Below are 15,291 nucleotides of genomic sequence, written 5' to 3'. Positions count from 1 at the left end.
GTATGGGAATGAAAGCTTCTAACGCCATTGCGACGTTTTTCAAGTACTTTGTCCTGATCCTGGTGGGCCTCATCATGATCTATCCCCTGCTGTGGATGATCAGCGCCACCTTTAAGGACAACAGCGAGATCTTTGCAGGCATCGGCCTGTGGATCAAGAACCCCACTCTGGAGGGCTACAAGAACGCGCTGAACAACTTCGGCGGTTCCATCAACATCCTGCAGGCCATGCTGAACACTTACAGCTACGTCCTGCCCAAGGTCGTCTGCACCGTGGTCTCTGCCTGCATCGCAGCCTACGGCTTCGGTCGTTTCGATTTCCCGGGCCGGAAGATCCTGTTCAGCATCATGCTGGCCACCCTGTTCCTGCCTCAGGTCGTCCTGAACGTGCCTCAGTTCCTGCTGTACACCAAGTTCGGCTGGGTCAACAGCCCGTTCTATCTGGCCATCTGGGTCCACTGCGCATTCGCAACGGAGACCTACTTCGTCTACCAGCTGGTGCAGTTCATGCGCAACGTCCCCCGCGATCTGGACGAGGCTGCCGCCATCGACGGCTGCTCCTCCTTCCAGACCCTGTACAAGGTCATCGTCCCGATGCTGATGCCCGCTCTGGTGTCCTGCGCACTGTTCCAGTTCATGTGGAGCTGCAACGACTTCATGGGTCCCCTGCTTTACGTCCAGACTCCTGCAAAGTACCCCATGTCCCTGTTCGTCAAGCTGTCCATGGACGGTGATACGGGCTTTGCTTGGAACCGTATTCTGGCCCTGTCCCTGATCTCCATCCTGCCGCAGCTCATCGTGTTCTTCTGCGCACAGGATCAGTTCGTCGAAGGTATTTCCGCTGGCGCGGTCAAAGGCTAAGCTGACGCCCCCGCTGCTCGGATAACTCCAGACAAACACGAATGCCCCCTGTGCCTCTTCCCGTAGAGAGGATGCAGGGGGCATTTCTAATGTCAAAGGCTCTCCCCTTGGGAGAGCTGGCGCGTGAGCGCCTGAGAGGGCAAGGACGCTGACAAATATATGCAGCGCTGCGATAAGCAGAGCCTTTGTTAAAGCGAGCCTATCGCTATGCTGATACTTCCGGTTAACGCCCTTGCCCTCTCCGTCACCTTCGGTGACACCTCTCCCAAAGGGAGAGGCTTTTGAGGCTCGCTATTTCCTGCTCTTCCGATATTGCAGCGGCCCGACTCCCATCGTCTCCCGGAAGACGCGGCGGAAGTGGGCCGCAGAGGCAAAGCCGGTCTGCTCCGCCACGCTGCCGATGCTCAGCTCTGTCGTTTCCAGAAGCTTCTGGGCCGCCTCGATGCGGCGGGCGTTGATATAGTCCACGATGGACTGCCCCGTCACCCGCCGGAACAGCCGGCTCAGGTAGTAGGGCGAGATGTAGAACCGCGCCGCCACCTCGGTGAGGGAGAACTTCTGCTGGTAGTTGGCCGCGAGATAAGCGCAGATCTGCTCCACCGTCTCGTTGCGGGGGCGGGCGTCGGCGGCGCTCTGTGCCCGGTGCTCCTGCTCCACATAGTGGAGCGTCAGCGCCAGATACAGCCCGCCCGGATACTCCGGCTCCCCCATCGCGCTCCGCATCATCTCCAGCAGCGTCCGCAGGCGGCTGGCCCACTGGATGCTGCCGTAAAGGGCCATCTGGCTGCCCGGCGCAAAGAGGCGGAGAAAATCTTCGCCGGTGGCGTTCTTCATCTCGTGGAGCGCCGTCAGCGGGAACCCGCATCCCAGCATCTCGGGCAGGGCATGACCGGCCTGCGACACCACCCATGCCTCCGGCCCCAGCAGCAGCACACAGCCGGGGCTGACCAGCAGGGCCGTGTCCCCGCACCGGACAGTACAGCTGCCGCCCGAAAACAGGATGATATGGCACGACTCCGCAGGCAGTTCGAGCTGCCCGCTGGTCATTCGGAGTGACCCCGCCGTGATCTTTGCATTGAGTTTTTCCCGTTCGGCCCGCATCGTCCTTCTCCCTTCTGCTTTGCCTGCCCGCTCCGGGCAGTTCTTCTATCCCCAGTGTACCATGCCCGCCCTCTGCGGGCAAGCCGCAAATCGACGCAAATAACTCAGGAGGCTGTAAAAATGAACCTGTCTCTCATCCGTTCCATGACCCGCAGCGCTGTCTTCGAGCTGGAAAACGGCAAGTGCTTCCGTCCGGAGCACCCCTTCACCGTGGCTCTGAACGGCAAGACCATTTATGAAAGCTGCAACACCAACGTCTTTTCCCTCTTCTCCCTGACCCCCTCCACCTCCTACACCGTGGAGGTGGACGCCGAGGGCGAACACCTGAAGCTGGACTTCACCACCGAGGCCGAGAGTTTCTTTGTGGATGCGTCCCGCTACGGCCTCGTCGCCGACGGCGAGACCGACAATACCGTCCGGCTGCAGGCCGCCCTCTCCACCTGCCCCAAGGGCGGCACGGTGTACGTCCCGGCTGGCCGCTACCGCACGTCCAGCCTCTTCATGAAGAGCTGCACCACCCTCTACCTTGAAAAGGGCGCTGTGCTGCTGGGCGACAACGACCGCACCCACTACCCCATCCTGCCCGGCGTCCTCCCCAGCGAGAACGAGGTGGACGAATACTACCTCACCGGCTGGGAGGGCAACCCCCTGAACAGCTTCGCGGGCCTGCTGAACATCACGCAGGTGCATGACGTCGTCGTCACCGGCGAAGGCACGCTGGACTGCGACGCCCAGAACGGCGACTGGTGGGTGAATCCCAAGGTCAAGCGCATCGCATGGCGTCCCCGCGCTGTGGCAATGGTGGACAGCGAGAACGTCTGCCTCCACGGCATCACGGTGCAGAACAGCTACTCGTGGACCATCCACCCCATCTTCGTCAAGCATCTTGACCTGCTGAACTTCAACATCAACAACCCCTACAACGCCCCCAACACCGACGGCATCGACCCCGAGAGCTGCGAGTACATCCGCATCATCGGCGTCAACATCCACGTCGGCGACGACTGCATCGCCATGAAGGCCAGCAAGGTCTTCCTCGGCATGAAGCTCAAGAAGAGCTGCGAGCACACCGTCATCCGCAACTGTCTGCTGGACAAGGGCCACGGCGGCATCGTCATCGGCAGCGAGATGAGCGGCGGCGTCAAGGACATGGTCGTCACCCAGTGCCTCATGGATCACACCGACCGCGGTCTGCGGGTCAAGACCCGCCGGGGCCGCGGCAACACCGCCGTCATTGACGGTCTGGTGTTCCGCAATGTGGAGATGCGGGGCGTCAAGGCCCCCTTCGTCATCAATATGTTCTACTTCTGCGACCCGGACGGCCATGGCCCCTACGTCCAGTGCCGCGAGGCCCTGCCGGTGGACGAGTATACCCCCAAGCTGGGCACCCTGACGATGGAGGACATCGTCGCCACCGACGCGCAGTTCGCGGGCTGCTACTTCGACGGCCTGCCCGAGCAGCCCATCGAGGGCGTCTCCATGAAGAATGTCACCATCACCTTCGACCCCGACGCCAAGGAAGGTCAGGCCGCCATGGCTGACAACCGCCCCTATGTGAAGAAGCTGGCCATCTACGCCGAGAACGTGAAGAGCATCCAGCTGCACAACGTCAAAATCGAGGGCTACGAGGGCGAGCGTCTGCGCTTCGCCAACGTCGGCCATTTTGAGGAGGACTAACATCATGACACACGAAGAGATCCTGTCCATGCTGGGCGATTATGTGGACTATCTTATCGCCAATTCCAGCGCTGAGGCCCCCATGTGGAACATCGAGAAGGTGCGCAGCGGCAAGCCCAACAAGTGGAACTACATCGACGGCTGCATGATCACCGCCTGCCTGAGCCTCTACAAGACCACCGGCGACGAGAAGTATCTGAAGTTTTCCAAGGACTTCATCGACTTCTTCGTGCAGGAGGACGGCTCCATCAAGACCTATGACCCGAAGGAATACAACCTCGACAACGTGAATCAGGGCAAGAACCTGTTCACCCTCTACGACATCTTCGGGGACGAAAAATACCGCAAGGCCATCGACACCATCCGCAGCCAGCTGCTGACCCAGCCCCGCACCAAGGAGGGCAACTTCTGGCACAAGGACATCTACCCGTGGCAGGTCTGGCTGGACGGCACCTATATGGCCCAGCCCTTCTACATGGAATATGAGACCCGCTACAACAAGATGCAGGGCTGCATCGACAGCTACAAGCAGTTCATGAACATCCAAAAACATATGCGGGATGAGAAGACCGGCCTGTACTACCACGGCTACGACGAGAGCCGCACGATGTACTGGGCCGACCCCGTCACCGGATGCAGCCCCAACTTCTGGCTGCGGGCCATGGGCTGGTTCATGGTGGCGATGGTGGATGTGCTGGAGCGGATGGACGAGCAGCTCTACAACGAGTACCGCGGCATCATGGCCATGCTGAAGCAGACCATCGAGAACGTCCACAAGTTTCAGGACGAGGAGACCGGTATGTTCTGGCAGGTGATGGACCATCCCGGCGTCGAGGGCAACTACCTCGAGACCAGCGGCACAGCTCTCTTCGCTTATGCCGTGCTCAAGGGCGTGCGTCTGGGCTACCTGCCCAAGCGGATGGCTGCATGGGCCGAGAAGGCCTTCTACGGCACCTGCGACAAGTACCTTTCCAAGAACCCGGACGGCAGTTTGCAGCTGGGCGGCATCTGCCTCGTGGCAGGCCTCGGCGGCAAAGACCACCGCGACGGCTCGCTGGCCTACTATTTCAGTGAGCCTGTGGTCTGCAACGATGCCAAGGGCGTCGGCCCGCTGGTGCTGGCCTACACCGAGATGATTGCACGGAAGTAAGAAAGACCGTATCACGCAAAAAAACGCCCCGGCTCCCTCACCGCACGAGGGAGCCGGGGCGATTTTTGATGCAGAAAAGAGAAGCACCAAGGGGGCCTTTATCTCTTTCCGATATGATTCACCAGATATTTCAGCATTTTCCGGACTTCCGGGTCTCCGAAATGAAAGACCCCAAACAAGGCGACGGATACGGCCTCACAGAGGATGCCAGAACAAACAAATTTAAGATAGCCATTGGCGATCGGCAGCCTGCTGTTCAGATAAGCGCAGAAGACGATCGAAACCGTCAATGCGACCCCGTCAACGATATTTTTGAGCCAATACTTCAGATAGTCCTCTTTGTCCGCCTGCAAGCACAATTTGAACACGACGTAGCTTCTCCCGAACCAGAACCACATCTGGCTCACGACCGTTCCCAGCAATACGCCTGCCAGTCCTATGGTCTTGGCGCCCAGTATCGATAATGTAATGTTCAATACGGCTGCAATGATCTCGTTGTCTCTGTCTTCTCTGAACAGTCCCGCCGCATTGATAAAATCAACATTTACGCTGTGCACAAAATGAATGTACAGGTCCATTACAAGCAGCACCACTACCGAAGCGGGAAGGATATACTCCGCGCCGACCCACATGGCAATAAAGTCGTTGATCAGAACACAAAAAGGAACAACGATCATCATTGCGATCAGGACACGCATGACTGCATACAGTTTGAATGCGCCCTCTTTGCTTTCCCCCTCGGAGTCGGTCGCCAGAACATTTCCGATCATGGGCGTGATCGGATTCAGAAGACCCGAGATCAAGGTTTTGAGCTGCTGTGAGATCGTTGTATAATTCACCAGATACCCGACTTGGACCGTACTGATGAATGCCGAGATCACAAGGCTGTCGGTCGAGCTATACACATAGGTGGCAATTTTCCCTGCAAAGACATTTTTCACATTGGAAAAAAGCGATCTCAATAACGTGAATTTTATTTTTTCCCTCTTTAAAAATGGATACAGCCTTGCGCAGACCCAATGGACCCAGATGTTTGATACGATCACCTGCATGAGCTTCAGCACAAGATACAGCAGATAATCCTTGAAATACACCATCGCTATGATCTGTAAGATGTTTGCGATAACATTTACGATCATATCAATGATCTTGGAGATGTAGTCTTTCTGATCTGCATAAAGCAGCGATCTCTTATAGGCCAAAAAATAGGTGCACGCTGAGGAAAACGCCTGGATCAGAAAATAGAGATAGATCGCATTCGTCACGGTTATCCCTGTGAGGATATACTTTAAGAACGGCAGAAGGGCCAAGGAAGCCAGAATAAAAAAGGCACCGATGCAGTCATAAACAAACCGGAAAACATTGACAATGTCATTGATCTGCTGCTCGTCTCGCTGCGCCAGTGGCTTATAGAGGCTGAAAACGATAGCCGTTTGAAATCCCAGTTCTGCAAGGGACAGCGTACTCAGGACAGAGGTAAAGGTGCTGTATACGCCCAAAAGTTCAATGCCGATGTACCGGATGAACAGGCTTCGTGTCAAAAACTGGAAGATCAATGTCATCACTTGACTGACCAATCCGGTCGAGCAGTTTTTCAAGAGCAGTACTTTGCTTTTATTCATCGAAGCCCCTGCTTTCCCCTTGCATTTTCGATCCGGATCCAGTTTTGAGGATAGTCCGCCCGGTACATCTTTCCGTTATCCGATAAAGAGTATTGCGGGCATACAGTTACGCTGTTTTCCGATTCGTTCAGATATGCCGGCCAAAAACTGAAGGTGCTGTTCGGAATAATATGATGACGGCATTTTTCCATCATCAGCAGATCCGCTTCCACTTCGTCTGCACCATTTGAAACGATCACAGAATTTTCCACATTTCCGAAATGCGCTTTTACATACTCCGCATCATCGGAAAAGAAGTAGAATCTGCAATCCTCCACTCGTTCTTTTATTTTTTGGATTGCTTCATGATAGTATTCATCGCCGCACAGATCAAATCCCGAGCCTGTGTAGTCTCCCTTTCTGACATGTACGCTCACCGAGTTGCAGGACAACATCTCTGCCACGAGTTCTTTTTTCCTCTCATCAAGATCCAGCGAAAAATCAAAAGCCTTCTTAACTTCCTCTTTGTTCCAGTCGAAATACTGAAGATTCTGCCAGTATCCACTCAAGTACCAATCTCTTTTGGGGTCCAAGTTGAAAACTTCCGGATTGAAAATATTAAACTTGTAGTCTTGGATCATGTGAGATCCATTGCCTGAGCTTGCCAGATTTCCGATTTTAGAATAGACCCTCCGATAGAGCATCCGGAGCGGCTGAAAGCTCAGGCCCTCTCTTCCAAATCCTTTATAATATCTGCATCCCGAATATACTTTCCTGCATTCCTCTTCCGACGCCACACATTCCTTTATTCCGAAAAGTTTATCCAGAATATATCCGGTATGGGATTTGTCCTTTTCATAATGATTTGTATCGATCTTAATGTCGATGTCCTTATATATTTTTTTGAGCGAGAGCAGCAGCGCATACTGGTACATCTGGTTTCCCAGTCCGTGCGATATTCTGACAACGATCATTTGGTTCTCCTTTACCCCTTGTTCAAGTGATCCGCATTTTTCATGCACAAGCCGCATCCGCAAGCTGCATATTGCATGATTTTTTGCTTTTCGACAAGTATAACATTTCATCCCGAGAAATACAACTGTTCACCGATGCAGAGCCTTGAGGATCTCAGACAGCGGAGCCGGATGGTCGTGCTCGGGCTTGTAGCCGAAGCGGCGGGCGCTCCAAGTGACGGCCAGCATCAGCAGCACGCACATCAGGATGCCGGGGACCCAGCCAGCCATGAACAGACGGCCAATGGAGACCTCGCCGACGGTGCCATAGATGATCAGGCCCATGCTCGGCGGAATGGTGGCGACGATCAGGCCGGACAGGCCGTTGATGGCGGCAGACCAGCCGCGGTCGTAGCCCAGACGGTTCATCTCAGGTCCGAGGATGCGGCACTCCATCGAGGCGTCCGCAACAGCAGAGCCGGAAACGCCGCCCATCAGGGTGGACATCAGGCAGGAGACCTGACCGATGTTGCCGTACATATGGCCGGTGCAGGCGTTACTGCCAAACCGGAACAACGCTCTTTTTGCTCTGCACAAAATCCTGCATCGTTTGGCGTAAAATTGGCGTATAGTGTAGTTTTCGCTGGAAATTCACCAAAAGAAAAAGCCTGAAACTTCTCGGTACATAAAGAAGTTTCAGGCTTTGTTTTGCTTAAATTGGAAATTTACTGTTCAATCGGCTTCATCGTGGGGACAGGTCAAGGAAGGCTCACAAATGGCTTTATTTCCCTTTATAAGCCTATCCATGCGGCTTCCTTTTTCCCTCTCCCGTACGTCACCCTACGCAACTCTCCACAACTTACCGGCAATTTGGTGTAAAAGTGGTGTAGTAGTTGGTGTAGTGGATTTCAGACCGAAATGCCCAGTTTACCGTTCAGATTTGCAAAGGAATGAGCTTTGGCTTCCTTGGTGGCTTCCGCGTAAATCTCCATCGTGGTGCTGATGTCCTTGTGTCCCATGATGTCCTGAATGATCTTCAGGTTGGTCTCATTTTCGCACAGCCGGGTGCAGAACGTGTGCCGGAGATTATGGCAGGAGAAGGACGGCAACAGCTGCGGTTCCCGTTTTTCCTTTTCGGCCTTTTCCAGTTCGGCTTCGTTGTATGCCACGCTGATGCGCTTGATGGCGCGGTTGACCGTCTGCGGATTCTGCGGCTGGCCGAAACGGTTCAGGAATACGAAGTCCGAGATTCCGTCGATCTCGTATTCGCACACCAATTCCAGTTCCTGCTGGTTGGCGCGCTCCTGTTCCAGTGCCTTCCGCACTTCGGGCAAGATCGGAATTGCCCGCTTACCGGCGGCAGTCTTGGGGGTGGACATGGTGAAATAGCAGCCGCCCACCTCGTGGTCATGGTACACCAGATTGTGCTGGATGGTGATAAACCCACTCTCGAAGTCGATGTCGCCCCAGCACAGGCCAACCGTTTCCGAGATGCGGCATCCGGTACCCAGCATGAAGGTGAACATCGGGAGCCAGTGCTGGAACTTCGGCGTTTTCTTGATGAAATTCAGAAACGCCTGCTGCTGGGGCAGGGTCAGAGCGTGGCGTTTGGGCGTTTCGTACTGGTGGGCGGCTTTAATGGCCGTCAGGACACCATCCGTGGGATTCACACGGATGTACTCATCGTCCACCGCCACCGCAAAGACCTGATGAAGAACATTCTGGATGGTTTCCAGCGTGTTCAACGCCATCTTGCCGTTGCGGACGATGCCATTGTAGTAGCTACGGATATCCGACTTGCGAATGTCCTTGAGCTTCATCATGCCGATCTCATCCCGAACAAACCGATTGTACATATAAACGTAATTGGCGAAGGTATGCTCTTTCAAGCCCACCTTGTTCTTACGCCACAGTTCAAACAGATCGTTCAAGGTCAGACTGCACTCCGGAATGCGGATGCCTTCTGCCAAGTCGTGCTGGATTTTCTCTTCCTTTTCGCGCAGCCCCTCCAAGGTTGCATCATAGATGGTATGGCGTTTTCCGTTTTTCGCAGTCCAACGGTACATATACAGCCCGTCGCTCTTGCGGTAGACCTCGCCATCCTTCAAAACACGGCCTTTATTATCTTTACGTCTTTGCATATAAACTCTCCTTTTCATGCACAGAATGTTGAAAAGGAGCCTTACGCCATGAGTATACCATGACGCAAGACTCCCTGCAACATCAAACGGTCAATTTTTGAACCGCATCAAATCGAGAATGCCTTGTCCAGATATTCGTCCAGCTTACGGCGTTTGATCAGCCGTTTGGTTCCGTTCCAAAGGACGAACTTGCATTCATCGCTATCGGTCATTGACCGCAGTTTATTGATACCGATCCCAGAGTAAGCCGCCGCTTCCTCCAAGGTCAGATTACTCTTTTGCCAAATCGGAACTTCTTTCACTTGCACCTCCATATCCTTGTAACCGGGTGCCGGGGCAGAAAGCTGGCACTTTCTGCCCCAAACGCTCCCGATGAGGTTCAGATTTCCGAGTGCCCCTCCTGTGTGTGGGGTTGTGCCGTTGGTTTGTTCGTCTGTTCTGCCTGCAAGCGGTTCAGCAGTTGCAGAACGGAATCCCGTGCTTTCTCCTTGACCTGCTCTTTGCCCTTCTGCCGGACTTCCGGTTTCAGCAGCTTCTCTTGCAGACGTGCAGCAGTGGTCTGCATGGTCTTGAGGAACTTGTCCAGCACGGTGTCCAAACGGTGAGCGGCATACTCTCTCGTGGCCTGCGGAGCCTTTCTCTCCGGGGACAGCACCCACTTCTTCGTGTCCTCGATCATCCGCATATCTTCCTTGCGGGTCTCGGTGCGTACCACGTCCGTCACGACCTCCACCGCCTTGTCATAGGCCGCAGCCGAAACATCTTCCAGCAGGGTCTCCATATCCGAAACTTTCAGGGTCAGCTCGTCCAGCTTGCTCTGCTGGGCGGCAAGCTGCTCTTTCTGCTTGGCAAGAATGAAGTCCTGCTTTTCCAAATACCTGCGGTTGCCATACTCCGCTTCTTCCTCCAGTTCCAGCCCGTGCCGCTTTGCAATCTCAAACAGCATTTTCCGACAGGCAGCATCAAAGGTGATTTTGCGGTTGTTGCGGCGGCTGAGAGGCTTGCCCGGGTCAGGCAGGTCGAAACCCAGTGCTTCCAATGCCTTTTCCTGCTGGGGTGCTACCTCGCCATACTTGTTCTCGCAGTCGAACACATGACGTTCGTGGATATGGGGTGTGCTTTCGTCCAGATGCAGTGCCCAGTCCAGCACATGGACGTGTTCGCCAAATTTGCCCTTGAACTCCTCAATGAACTCGGTGACGATGTTCAGCAAGTCCTCTGGCGAAGCGTGTTCATCCAGCGTTCCAAGCTGGTAGATAGTTTCTTCCGGGCAGGTCTTGCGGCTGGACAGCAGGTCGGGAATGGAGCGGTTGCGTTCCGTGTGCCGAATCTTGGCGTTGCGCTCATTCTGGCTTTCCACAAAAGCCGTGTAGTGGGTTTCGTAGAATTGACGTTCCACATCTGAGAAGGTTGTCGCCAGATCATCCGGGTCTTGTGGGTCAAGAGCCGAACGGAAACCGTGGAAGCAGTCCCAGTAGATGTTGCCCTTGGCTCGTTCCGGGTCGATGTGCTCACTGTTGGCAAGGTTGAAACTGCGGTCATTGTGCTTGGGGTTGTAAGTGCCGTGTGCTCCGGCTCGTCCGTTGTGTCGTGTCAGCTTCAGATAGACATCCCTCCGTTTCAACAGCTTGGCGTAGGAGAACGCAGCAGCGGAGCTGCTGGATCTGCCGCGTTTTTGCGCCAGATAATACCCAGTAGGATATGACGCACAGCATCATATCACTGGGCAAGGCGTTCCCCCTTGACTCCCTTCAACGGGCCATTTTGGCCTGTTGATTTTGGCAAGCTGGAGGTCAAAGATTTGCGAATTCCTGCCCACCAACTTGTCCGGCTTTTTCAGTTGGCCAAAATGACCAACTGATTTTGCCTGTTCCCAAAATGGTAACAGGCAGATAGACGGTCTAATAACGGCCATCTCGCCCTGATTCCCATTTTGGGGATTTGGGCAGAAACTGGTAAATGTCGCCCTCCGGCACTTACCACTCTTGGCAAACTGTCAAGCTGACACTTTGCCAACACCCCCCTATAAAGGAGAACTTGGGCGTTTTGCTGCGTACGTGCGTACGCAGCAGACGGCTTTCTCTGTACGCACGTACGCAGCGAAAGACCGAAAACGCACCATATAGGGGTCATGCCCGCCAGCCATTGGGGGTGAGGTCGGGCTGCACAAGGGCTTCGATGCCCACAAAGCCCCGGACACGCCGCCCGGACGAATTGACGATGTTGTTGGTGGATTCCAGATTATACCTGCGCTGGTTGGCGATCAGCGCATCGCTGAACCCTCTGGCCTTGATCGCATTCAGGCTGTTCTCCTCGCACCACATCTTGTAGACCTCATACAGCTCTTTCGAGCTGGTGCAGGCATCCGCCTTCAGGCGGATGTAGCCCTCGGATTCGAGGAAATCAAACACATTGTTGTTGTCCCGCTTCACCAGTTCCCGGTTGCGCTTGGCACGGTCACTCTCGGTGAACTGGAAGCCATTCTTCACCAGCCGCTGCAAGCCCTCAAATGCCCACAGCAGGATGCCCTCGACCTCTGCCGCCATCTTCTCGGCAATGTCCGGGTCATCCACACGAGACAGGGGCTTATCCTTGGTGGTCAAGATGAGCTGACGACGATAGAAACCGTCCGAGCGGTCATACAATGCCTGCAAATCGCCATTGCTGAACGCCAGCAGACGGGCGTACATCCAACCCTGATAGCTCTGCTTGCCCTTGCGCTCCAAGTCCATCTGCCCCTGTGCGGTCACGATGGACTTGACATAGTTGGTCTGGCGCAGGGCTTCCATCCGCATATCGTCGTCCACACAGAGCAGGGTGTGCTCCAGGTCAGCACGGGCAAAGCGGTTCTCCGAGATCTTGCCGATGCTGCCATCCTTCATGTTGCAGCCGAACAGCCGGGACAGCACCACACCGATCTGCGACTTGCCCTCGCCGCCGCTGCCTTTAATGACCATCATGCGCTGTCCCTTGTTGCTGGGGATCAGGCAGTAGCCGATGAACTCCTGCACCGTGGGAATGTCCTCCGGGTAGAGCAGGTCGGACAGAAACCGCAGCCAATGGGTGGGCTGCGGGGCTTTCGGGTCATACTTGACCGGGAGGCGGTTGCGCACGATCGCCGGCTTGCCCTCTTGAAAGGTACCGTCCAGATACAGGGTGCCGTTTGCCAGCGCAATGCGGTCGGTGACGGGCGGGAAGTCCTCCACCTGTGCCGCCAGTTTCAGCACGTCCACCACATTGCTGACTCGTTTGGCGATATTTGCGCCGATATGGTCTCGCAGCATATCGAAAATTTCACAGCGCAGGTTCATGGTGTCCGTGACCCTGCCTTCCGGGGTGAAAAATGCGCCATTCGAGTAAAGCAGCTGGTGGATACTCAGAAAATCATCACAAAACAGGGATTCGTTGAAGAAGCCTTTCTTGATCCATGCAGGGGTAAAATTACTCATAGGCATTCCATCCTTTCATTGGCGTTACGGAAAAACGATGTGCTCATTTTGAGTACATCGTTTTTCTCCGCAACTGGGAAATCAACGTCCCGCCGTTCTCCCCGCATGGCTTTCCTGCCCCCTTCCGGCGGCGTTTTCCGGCTCTCCCACTTGGGGGTCATCGCCGGGTATCCCATGCAGACGGTCATGCGGTTTTCAAGGTGCAACGGGCAAAACGGCAACAAAAAAGCCGTCACAAAACAGACCAGCTCTGCCTTCGCTTTTTCTGGAAGGTCATGCTAGTCGGTTATGTAACGGCTGAAAGCCAAAATGTTCATCCCCGCAGGGACTGAACGAATATGTAAAAATATGTTATATTCAATTGTTGGGATAGATTACCACAAAAATCGAGCCGTGTCAACAAAAAGTTTTGAGAAAACGTCATTTTCGGCAGCTTGCAAGAAAACGCGATGGAAACTTTGGCAAAAAGAGAGAGGGTTGGACGGTGCCAGCCCTCTTGACAAGGTTTTGGGAATCAGAATCAGGTTATCGCACCATGGTTTCAAACCGCTTCTGCAGCCGTTCAAACGTTTCGTCATCCACGGGAAGGAGCACATGAAACTCCATCTTGCCTTTGTCGTTGATCTCCGAGTGGACGTCCAGCGGACCGGGCATCCCCTCGTCATACAACATTCGCAAACACATACCCAGCTGACGGTCGGATTTTGCTAAAAGTTCGTGCATTACTTTTACCTCCTACTTTATGCAACAGTTCTGATTCGCTGGTGCGGATCGACTAACGTTTCATTGATTGCCAACTGGATACCAAGGCGATCTGCTTCTTCCGCCTTCGCAGCCGAGTGGTGCCAATTATCGGGCAGCTTTCTGATAAAAAGGGGAATCTGCTGGGTAACAGTATGCGTTTCAGAATCGTACACTTCCAACACAGGCTGTGTCACATCGCTTAGATTGATGCTCACACTTCCGGCCACATCCTCGTCCGAGGCATCTTTCACAGCCCTCTTTAACAAGGAAAGAATGTGGTCAATTTCATCCTTGTTCCGTGCACAGAGAACCAAAGCAACCAGCACCGTAACAGAGATGCCAGCAACAGCTAAAAGTCCTTTGTGCTCCTTGACCCATTGCCTGAAATCTTTCATTCGCTGCTTCATGAAAAAGAGCCTCCTCAAAATAATTTGACATTCCGCCTATGAGAGAAAATTGCCGTGGCTACAGCGGGGATAACAACGACTGCCGCCTGAACTGCAAGGCTTCCCCAATTGACAGATTCATACCACCGTTTGGCAGATGCTTCCTGTGCAGTCGGCTCCTTGTGGTCTGTTTCAACAGGTGTTTCCTTCTGCGTTTTGGAGTGTTCAACATCTTCCGGGCGATCTTCGCCAAGGGATTCAGAGTTTGCCGCAAGTTCCTCGATACGCGCCATCAGGATCGCATAGTCCTCAATGATTTCATCGCAGTTTACTGGGCAAAGGGTGCGTTGCTCTTTATGGTGAGCACAAATTGTTTCCGCAATAGCTGCAACTTGTTCGGCAGTCATAGCGTTTTCGAGTGATTCAAAAGATCGGATTTCATAGGAGAGTGCGCCGCCACAGCATACAAAGATCTTCTGATAGTCGTCCTGGACATGAGCTTTCTCGGTTGGAAGCAGAAGCATCGTGTGAAAGCTTGCCGGAAACTGATCTTGCAGGTGTTCCCGCAGGAGAGCTTCCTTAATGCTCATTTTGTCAGCAAGACTATAAGTGATCCTGCCTTCATCTTTTGTCAGCAATCCGCTCGGAGTGATCATTATATCGCCGTCCCAATTTTTGACCTCGACAACAAACAGTCCATATGGCGCAACAACGATGGCATCATACTCGGCCTGAACATCCTCGTCCTCCAACTGGACGTTATAAAGGATTCGGATGCTCTTATCCAGAGAAAGTAGCTTCAGGGATTTCCGCGCCATTCGTTCACCGCACATTCCTTTGATGTAGGTGCCGATGGTGTAGCTGAGCTCCCGCATATTGGTTTCAAAGCGGCAATATGTATCGGTCTGCGAAAACTCATACTCTTCAGCCAGCGTTTTGAAGTGCAGCATGATGTCCTTATCCCGGAGATTTTCGGCGTGGGTCTTTTCAAAAGCACCCCTTGCCATTGCGGCTTGGAGCTCTTTCAGGCGGTCAATCACTTCTTGATTGGTGTAGAGTCGGTAAGGACTTGTGCCAAGGCCCTTTAGCTGTTTTTTTATTTGACTGACCCGGCTATCATAAATGTTGTCGCCTTCCATACACACTCTCCTTATATCATTTCCCAAGTGGTTTCTCTTGACAGCTACAATTATATCTGCTATTCTTGGGGCAGTCAATAGTATATATCC

Annotated in this window: 14 protein-coding genes; 3 read left to right on the top strand and 11 right to left on the bottom strand. The window is 53.9% G+C overall.

The genetic code is table 11. From position 1 onward, the window contains the following. Positions 1–2: 2 nt before the first annotated feature. Positions 3–860, top strand: coding sequence for a carbohydrate ABC transporter permease (locus ACT8X9_RS00070; RefSeq protein WP_412589058.1), 858 nt, complete (start codon positions 3–5; stop codon positions 858–860). A 291-nt stretch (positions 861–1,151) separates the two neighbouring features. Here the strand turns inward: ACT8X9_RS00070 and ACT8X9_RS00065 are convergent, their stop codons facing one another. Continuing rightward, positions 1,152–1,961 carry an AraC family transcriptional regulator gene (locus ACT8X9_RS00065; RefSeq protein ID WP_444267702.1) on the bottom strand — a complete coding sequence of 270 codons (810 nt, stop codon included), beginning with the start codon at positions 1,959–1,961 and terminating at the stop codon, positions 1,152–1,154. 120 nt (positions 1,962–2,081) lie between these two features. Between ACT8X9_RS00065 and ACT8X9_RS00060 the strand changes: the two genes are divergently transcribed. Continuing rightward, on the top strand, positions 2,082–3,638 hold the full coding sequence (locus ACT8X9_RS00060; RefSeq protein WP_444267701.1) for a glycoside hydrolase family 28 protein: 1,557 nt from the start codon (positions 2,082–2,084) through the stop codon (positions 3,636–3,638). Positions 3,639–3,642: 4 nt separating this feature from the next. Next, positions 3,643–4,788 carry a glycoside hydrolase family 88/105 protein gene (locus tag ACT8X9_RS00055; RefSeq protein WP_444267700.1) on the top strand — a complete coding sequence of 382 codons (1,146 nt, stop codon included), beginning with the start codon at positions 3,643–3,645 and terminating at the stop codon, positions 4,786–4,788. A gap of 98 nt (positions 4,789–4,886) precedes the next feature. On the opposite strand, the gene ACT8X9_RS00050 is transcribed toward ACT8X9_RS00055, so the two are convergent. From ACT8X9_RS00050 to ACT8X9_RS00005, 10 genes are all read right to left on the bottom strand, one after another. After that, positions 4,887–6,410: a lipopolysaccharide biosynthesis protein gene (locus tag ACT8X9_RS00050; RefSeq protein ID WP_444267699.1), complete on the bottom strand. Its 1,524-nt coding sequence runs from the start codon at positions 6,408–6,410 to the stop codon at positions 4,887–4,889. Continuing rightward, positions 6,407–7,363 (bottom strand): alpha-1,2-fucosyltransferase, encoded by a 957-nt coding sequence (locus tag ACT8X9_RS00045; RefSeq protein WP_444267698.1) that lies wholly within the window; start codon positions 7,361–7,363, stop codon positions 6,407–6,409. Before ACT8X9_RS00045 ends, ACT8X9_RS00050 begins: the two co-directional genes overlap by 4 nt. Positions 7,364–7,492: 129 nt before the next feature. Further along, positions 7,493–7,918, bottom strand: a complete 426-nt coding sequence (locus ACT8X9_RS00040) for a TRAP transporter large permease subunit (RefSeq protein ID WP_444267697.1) — start codon at positions 7,916–7,918, stop codon at positions 7,493–7,495. Between the two features lie 332 nt (positions 7,919–8,250). Then, positions 8,251–9,483, bottom strand: coding sequence for a tyrosine-type recombinase/integrase (locus tag ACT8X9_RS00035; RefSeq protein WP_444267696.1), 1,233 nt, complete (start codon positions 9,481–9,483; stop codon positions 8,251–8,253). Between the two features lie 107 nt (positions 9,484–9,590). After that, a complete protein-coding gene (locus tag ACT8X9_RS00030; RefSeq protein WP_156059779.1) occupies positions 9,591–9,785 on the bottom strand; it encodes an excisionase in 195 nt (64 codons plus the stop codon). 77 nt (positions 9,786–9,862) lie between these two features. Continuing rightward, positions 9,863–11,107 carry a hypothetical protein gene (locus ACT8X9_RS00025; protein ID WP_444267695.1) on the bottom strand — a complete coding sequence of 415 codons (1,245 nt, stop codon included), beginning with the start codon at positions 11,105–11,107 and terminating at the stop codon, positions 9,863–9,865. Positions 11,108–11,612: 505 nt separating this feature from the next. Next, complete coding sequence (locus ACT8X9_RS00020) at positions 11,613–12,932, bottom strand: DNA primase family protein (protein WP_444267694.1); 1,320 nt, start codon at positions 12,930–12,932, stop codon at positions 11,613–11,615. A gap of 525 nt (positions 12,933–13,457) precedes the next feature. After that, positions 13,458–13,655, bottom strand: a complete 198-nt coding sequence (locus ACT8X9_RS00015) for a hypothetical protein (protein WP_158399630.1) — start codon at positions 13,653–13,655, stop codon at positions 13,458–13,460. A gap of 17 nt (positions 13,656–13,672) precedes the next feature. Next, positions 13,673–14,083 (bottom strand): hypothetical protein, encoded by a 411-nt coding sequence (locus ACT8X9_RS00010; protein WP_158399631.1) that lies wholly within the window; start codon positions 14,081–14,083, stop codon positions 13,673–13,675. 14 nt (positions 14,084–14,097) lie between these two features. Next, positions 14,098–15,201, bottom strand: coding sequence for a nuclease-related domain-containing protein (locus ACT8X9_RS00005; protein WP_444267693.1), 1,104 nt, complete (start codon positions 15,199–15,201; stop codon positions 14,098–14,100). Positions 15,202–15,291 lie beyond the last annotated feature (90 nt).

This window comes from Faecalibacterium sp., assembly GCF_052358865.1.
In the GTDB taxonomy this organism is placed as follows: Bacteria; Bacillota; Clostridia; order Oscillospirales; family Ruminococcaceae; genus Faecalibacterium; species Faecalibacterium butyricigenerans.
The sequence above is the reverse complement of the archived record's forward strand: the minus strand, read 5'-3'. Positions and strand labels throughout refer to the sequence as shown.

Excerpts from the sequence above, each read along its gene's own strand:
- ACT8X9_RS00070 (WP_412589058.1), top strand. The coding sequence starts at position 3 with ATGGGAATGAAAGCTTCTAACGCCATTGCGACGTTTTTCAAGTACTTT.
- ACT8X9_RS00060 (WP_444267701.1), top strand. The coding sequence starts at position 2,082 with ATGAACCTGTCTCTCATCCGTTCCATGACCCGCAGCGCTGTCTTCGAG.
- ACT8X9_RS00010 (WP_158399631.1), bottom strand. The coding sequence starts at position 14,083 with ATGAAGCAGCGAATGAAAGATTTCAGGCAATGGGTCAAGGAGCACAAA.
- ACT8X9_RS00045 (WP_444267698.1), bottom strand. The coding sequence starts at position 7,363 with ATGATCGTTGTCAGAATATCGCACGGACTGGGAAACCAGATGTACCAG.
- ACT8X9_RS00065 (WP_444267702.1), bottom strand. The coding sequence starts at position 1,961 with ATGCGGGCCGAACGGGAAAAACTCAATGCAAAGATCACGGCGGGGTCA.
- ACT8X9_RS00005 (WP_444267693.1), bottom strand. The coding sequence starts at position 15,201 with ATGGAAGGCGACAACATTTATGATAGCCGGGTCAGTCAAATAAAAAAA.
- ACT8X9_RS00055 (WP_444267700.1), top strand. The coding sequence starts at position 3,643 with ATGACACACGAAGAGATCCTGTCCATGCTGGGCGATTATGTGGACTAT.
- ACT8X9_RS00050 (WP_444267699.1), bottom strand. The coding sequence starts at position 6,410 with ATGAATAAAAGCAAAGTACTGCTCTTGAAAAACTGCTCGACCGGATTG.
- ACT8X9_RS00035 (WP_444267696.1), bottom strand. The coding sequence starts at position 9,483 with ATGCAAAGACGTAAAGATAATAAAGGCCGTGTTTTGAAGGATGGCGAG.
- ACT8X9_RS00020 (WP_444267694.1), bottom strand. The coding sequence starts at position 12,932 with ATGAGTAATTTTACCCCTGCATGGATCAAGAAAGGCTTCTTCAACGAA.
- ACT8X9_RS00015 (WP_158399630.1), bottom strand. The coding sequence starts at position 13,655 with ATGCACGAACTTTTAGCAAAATCCGACCGTCAGCTGGGTATGTGTTTG.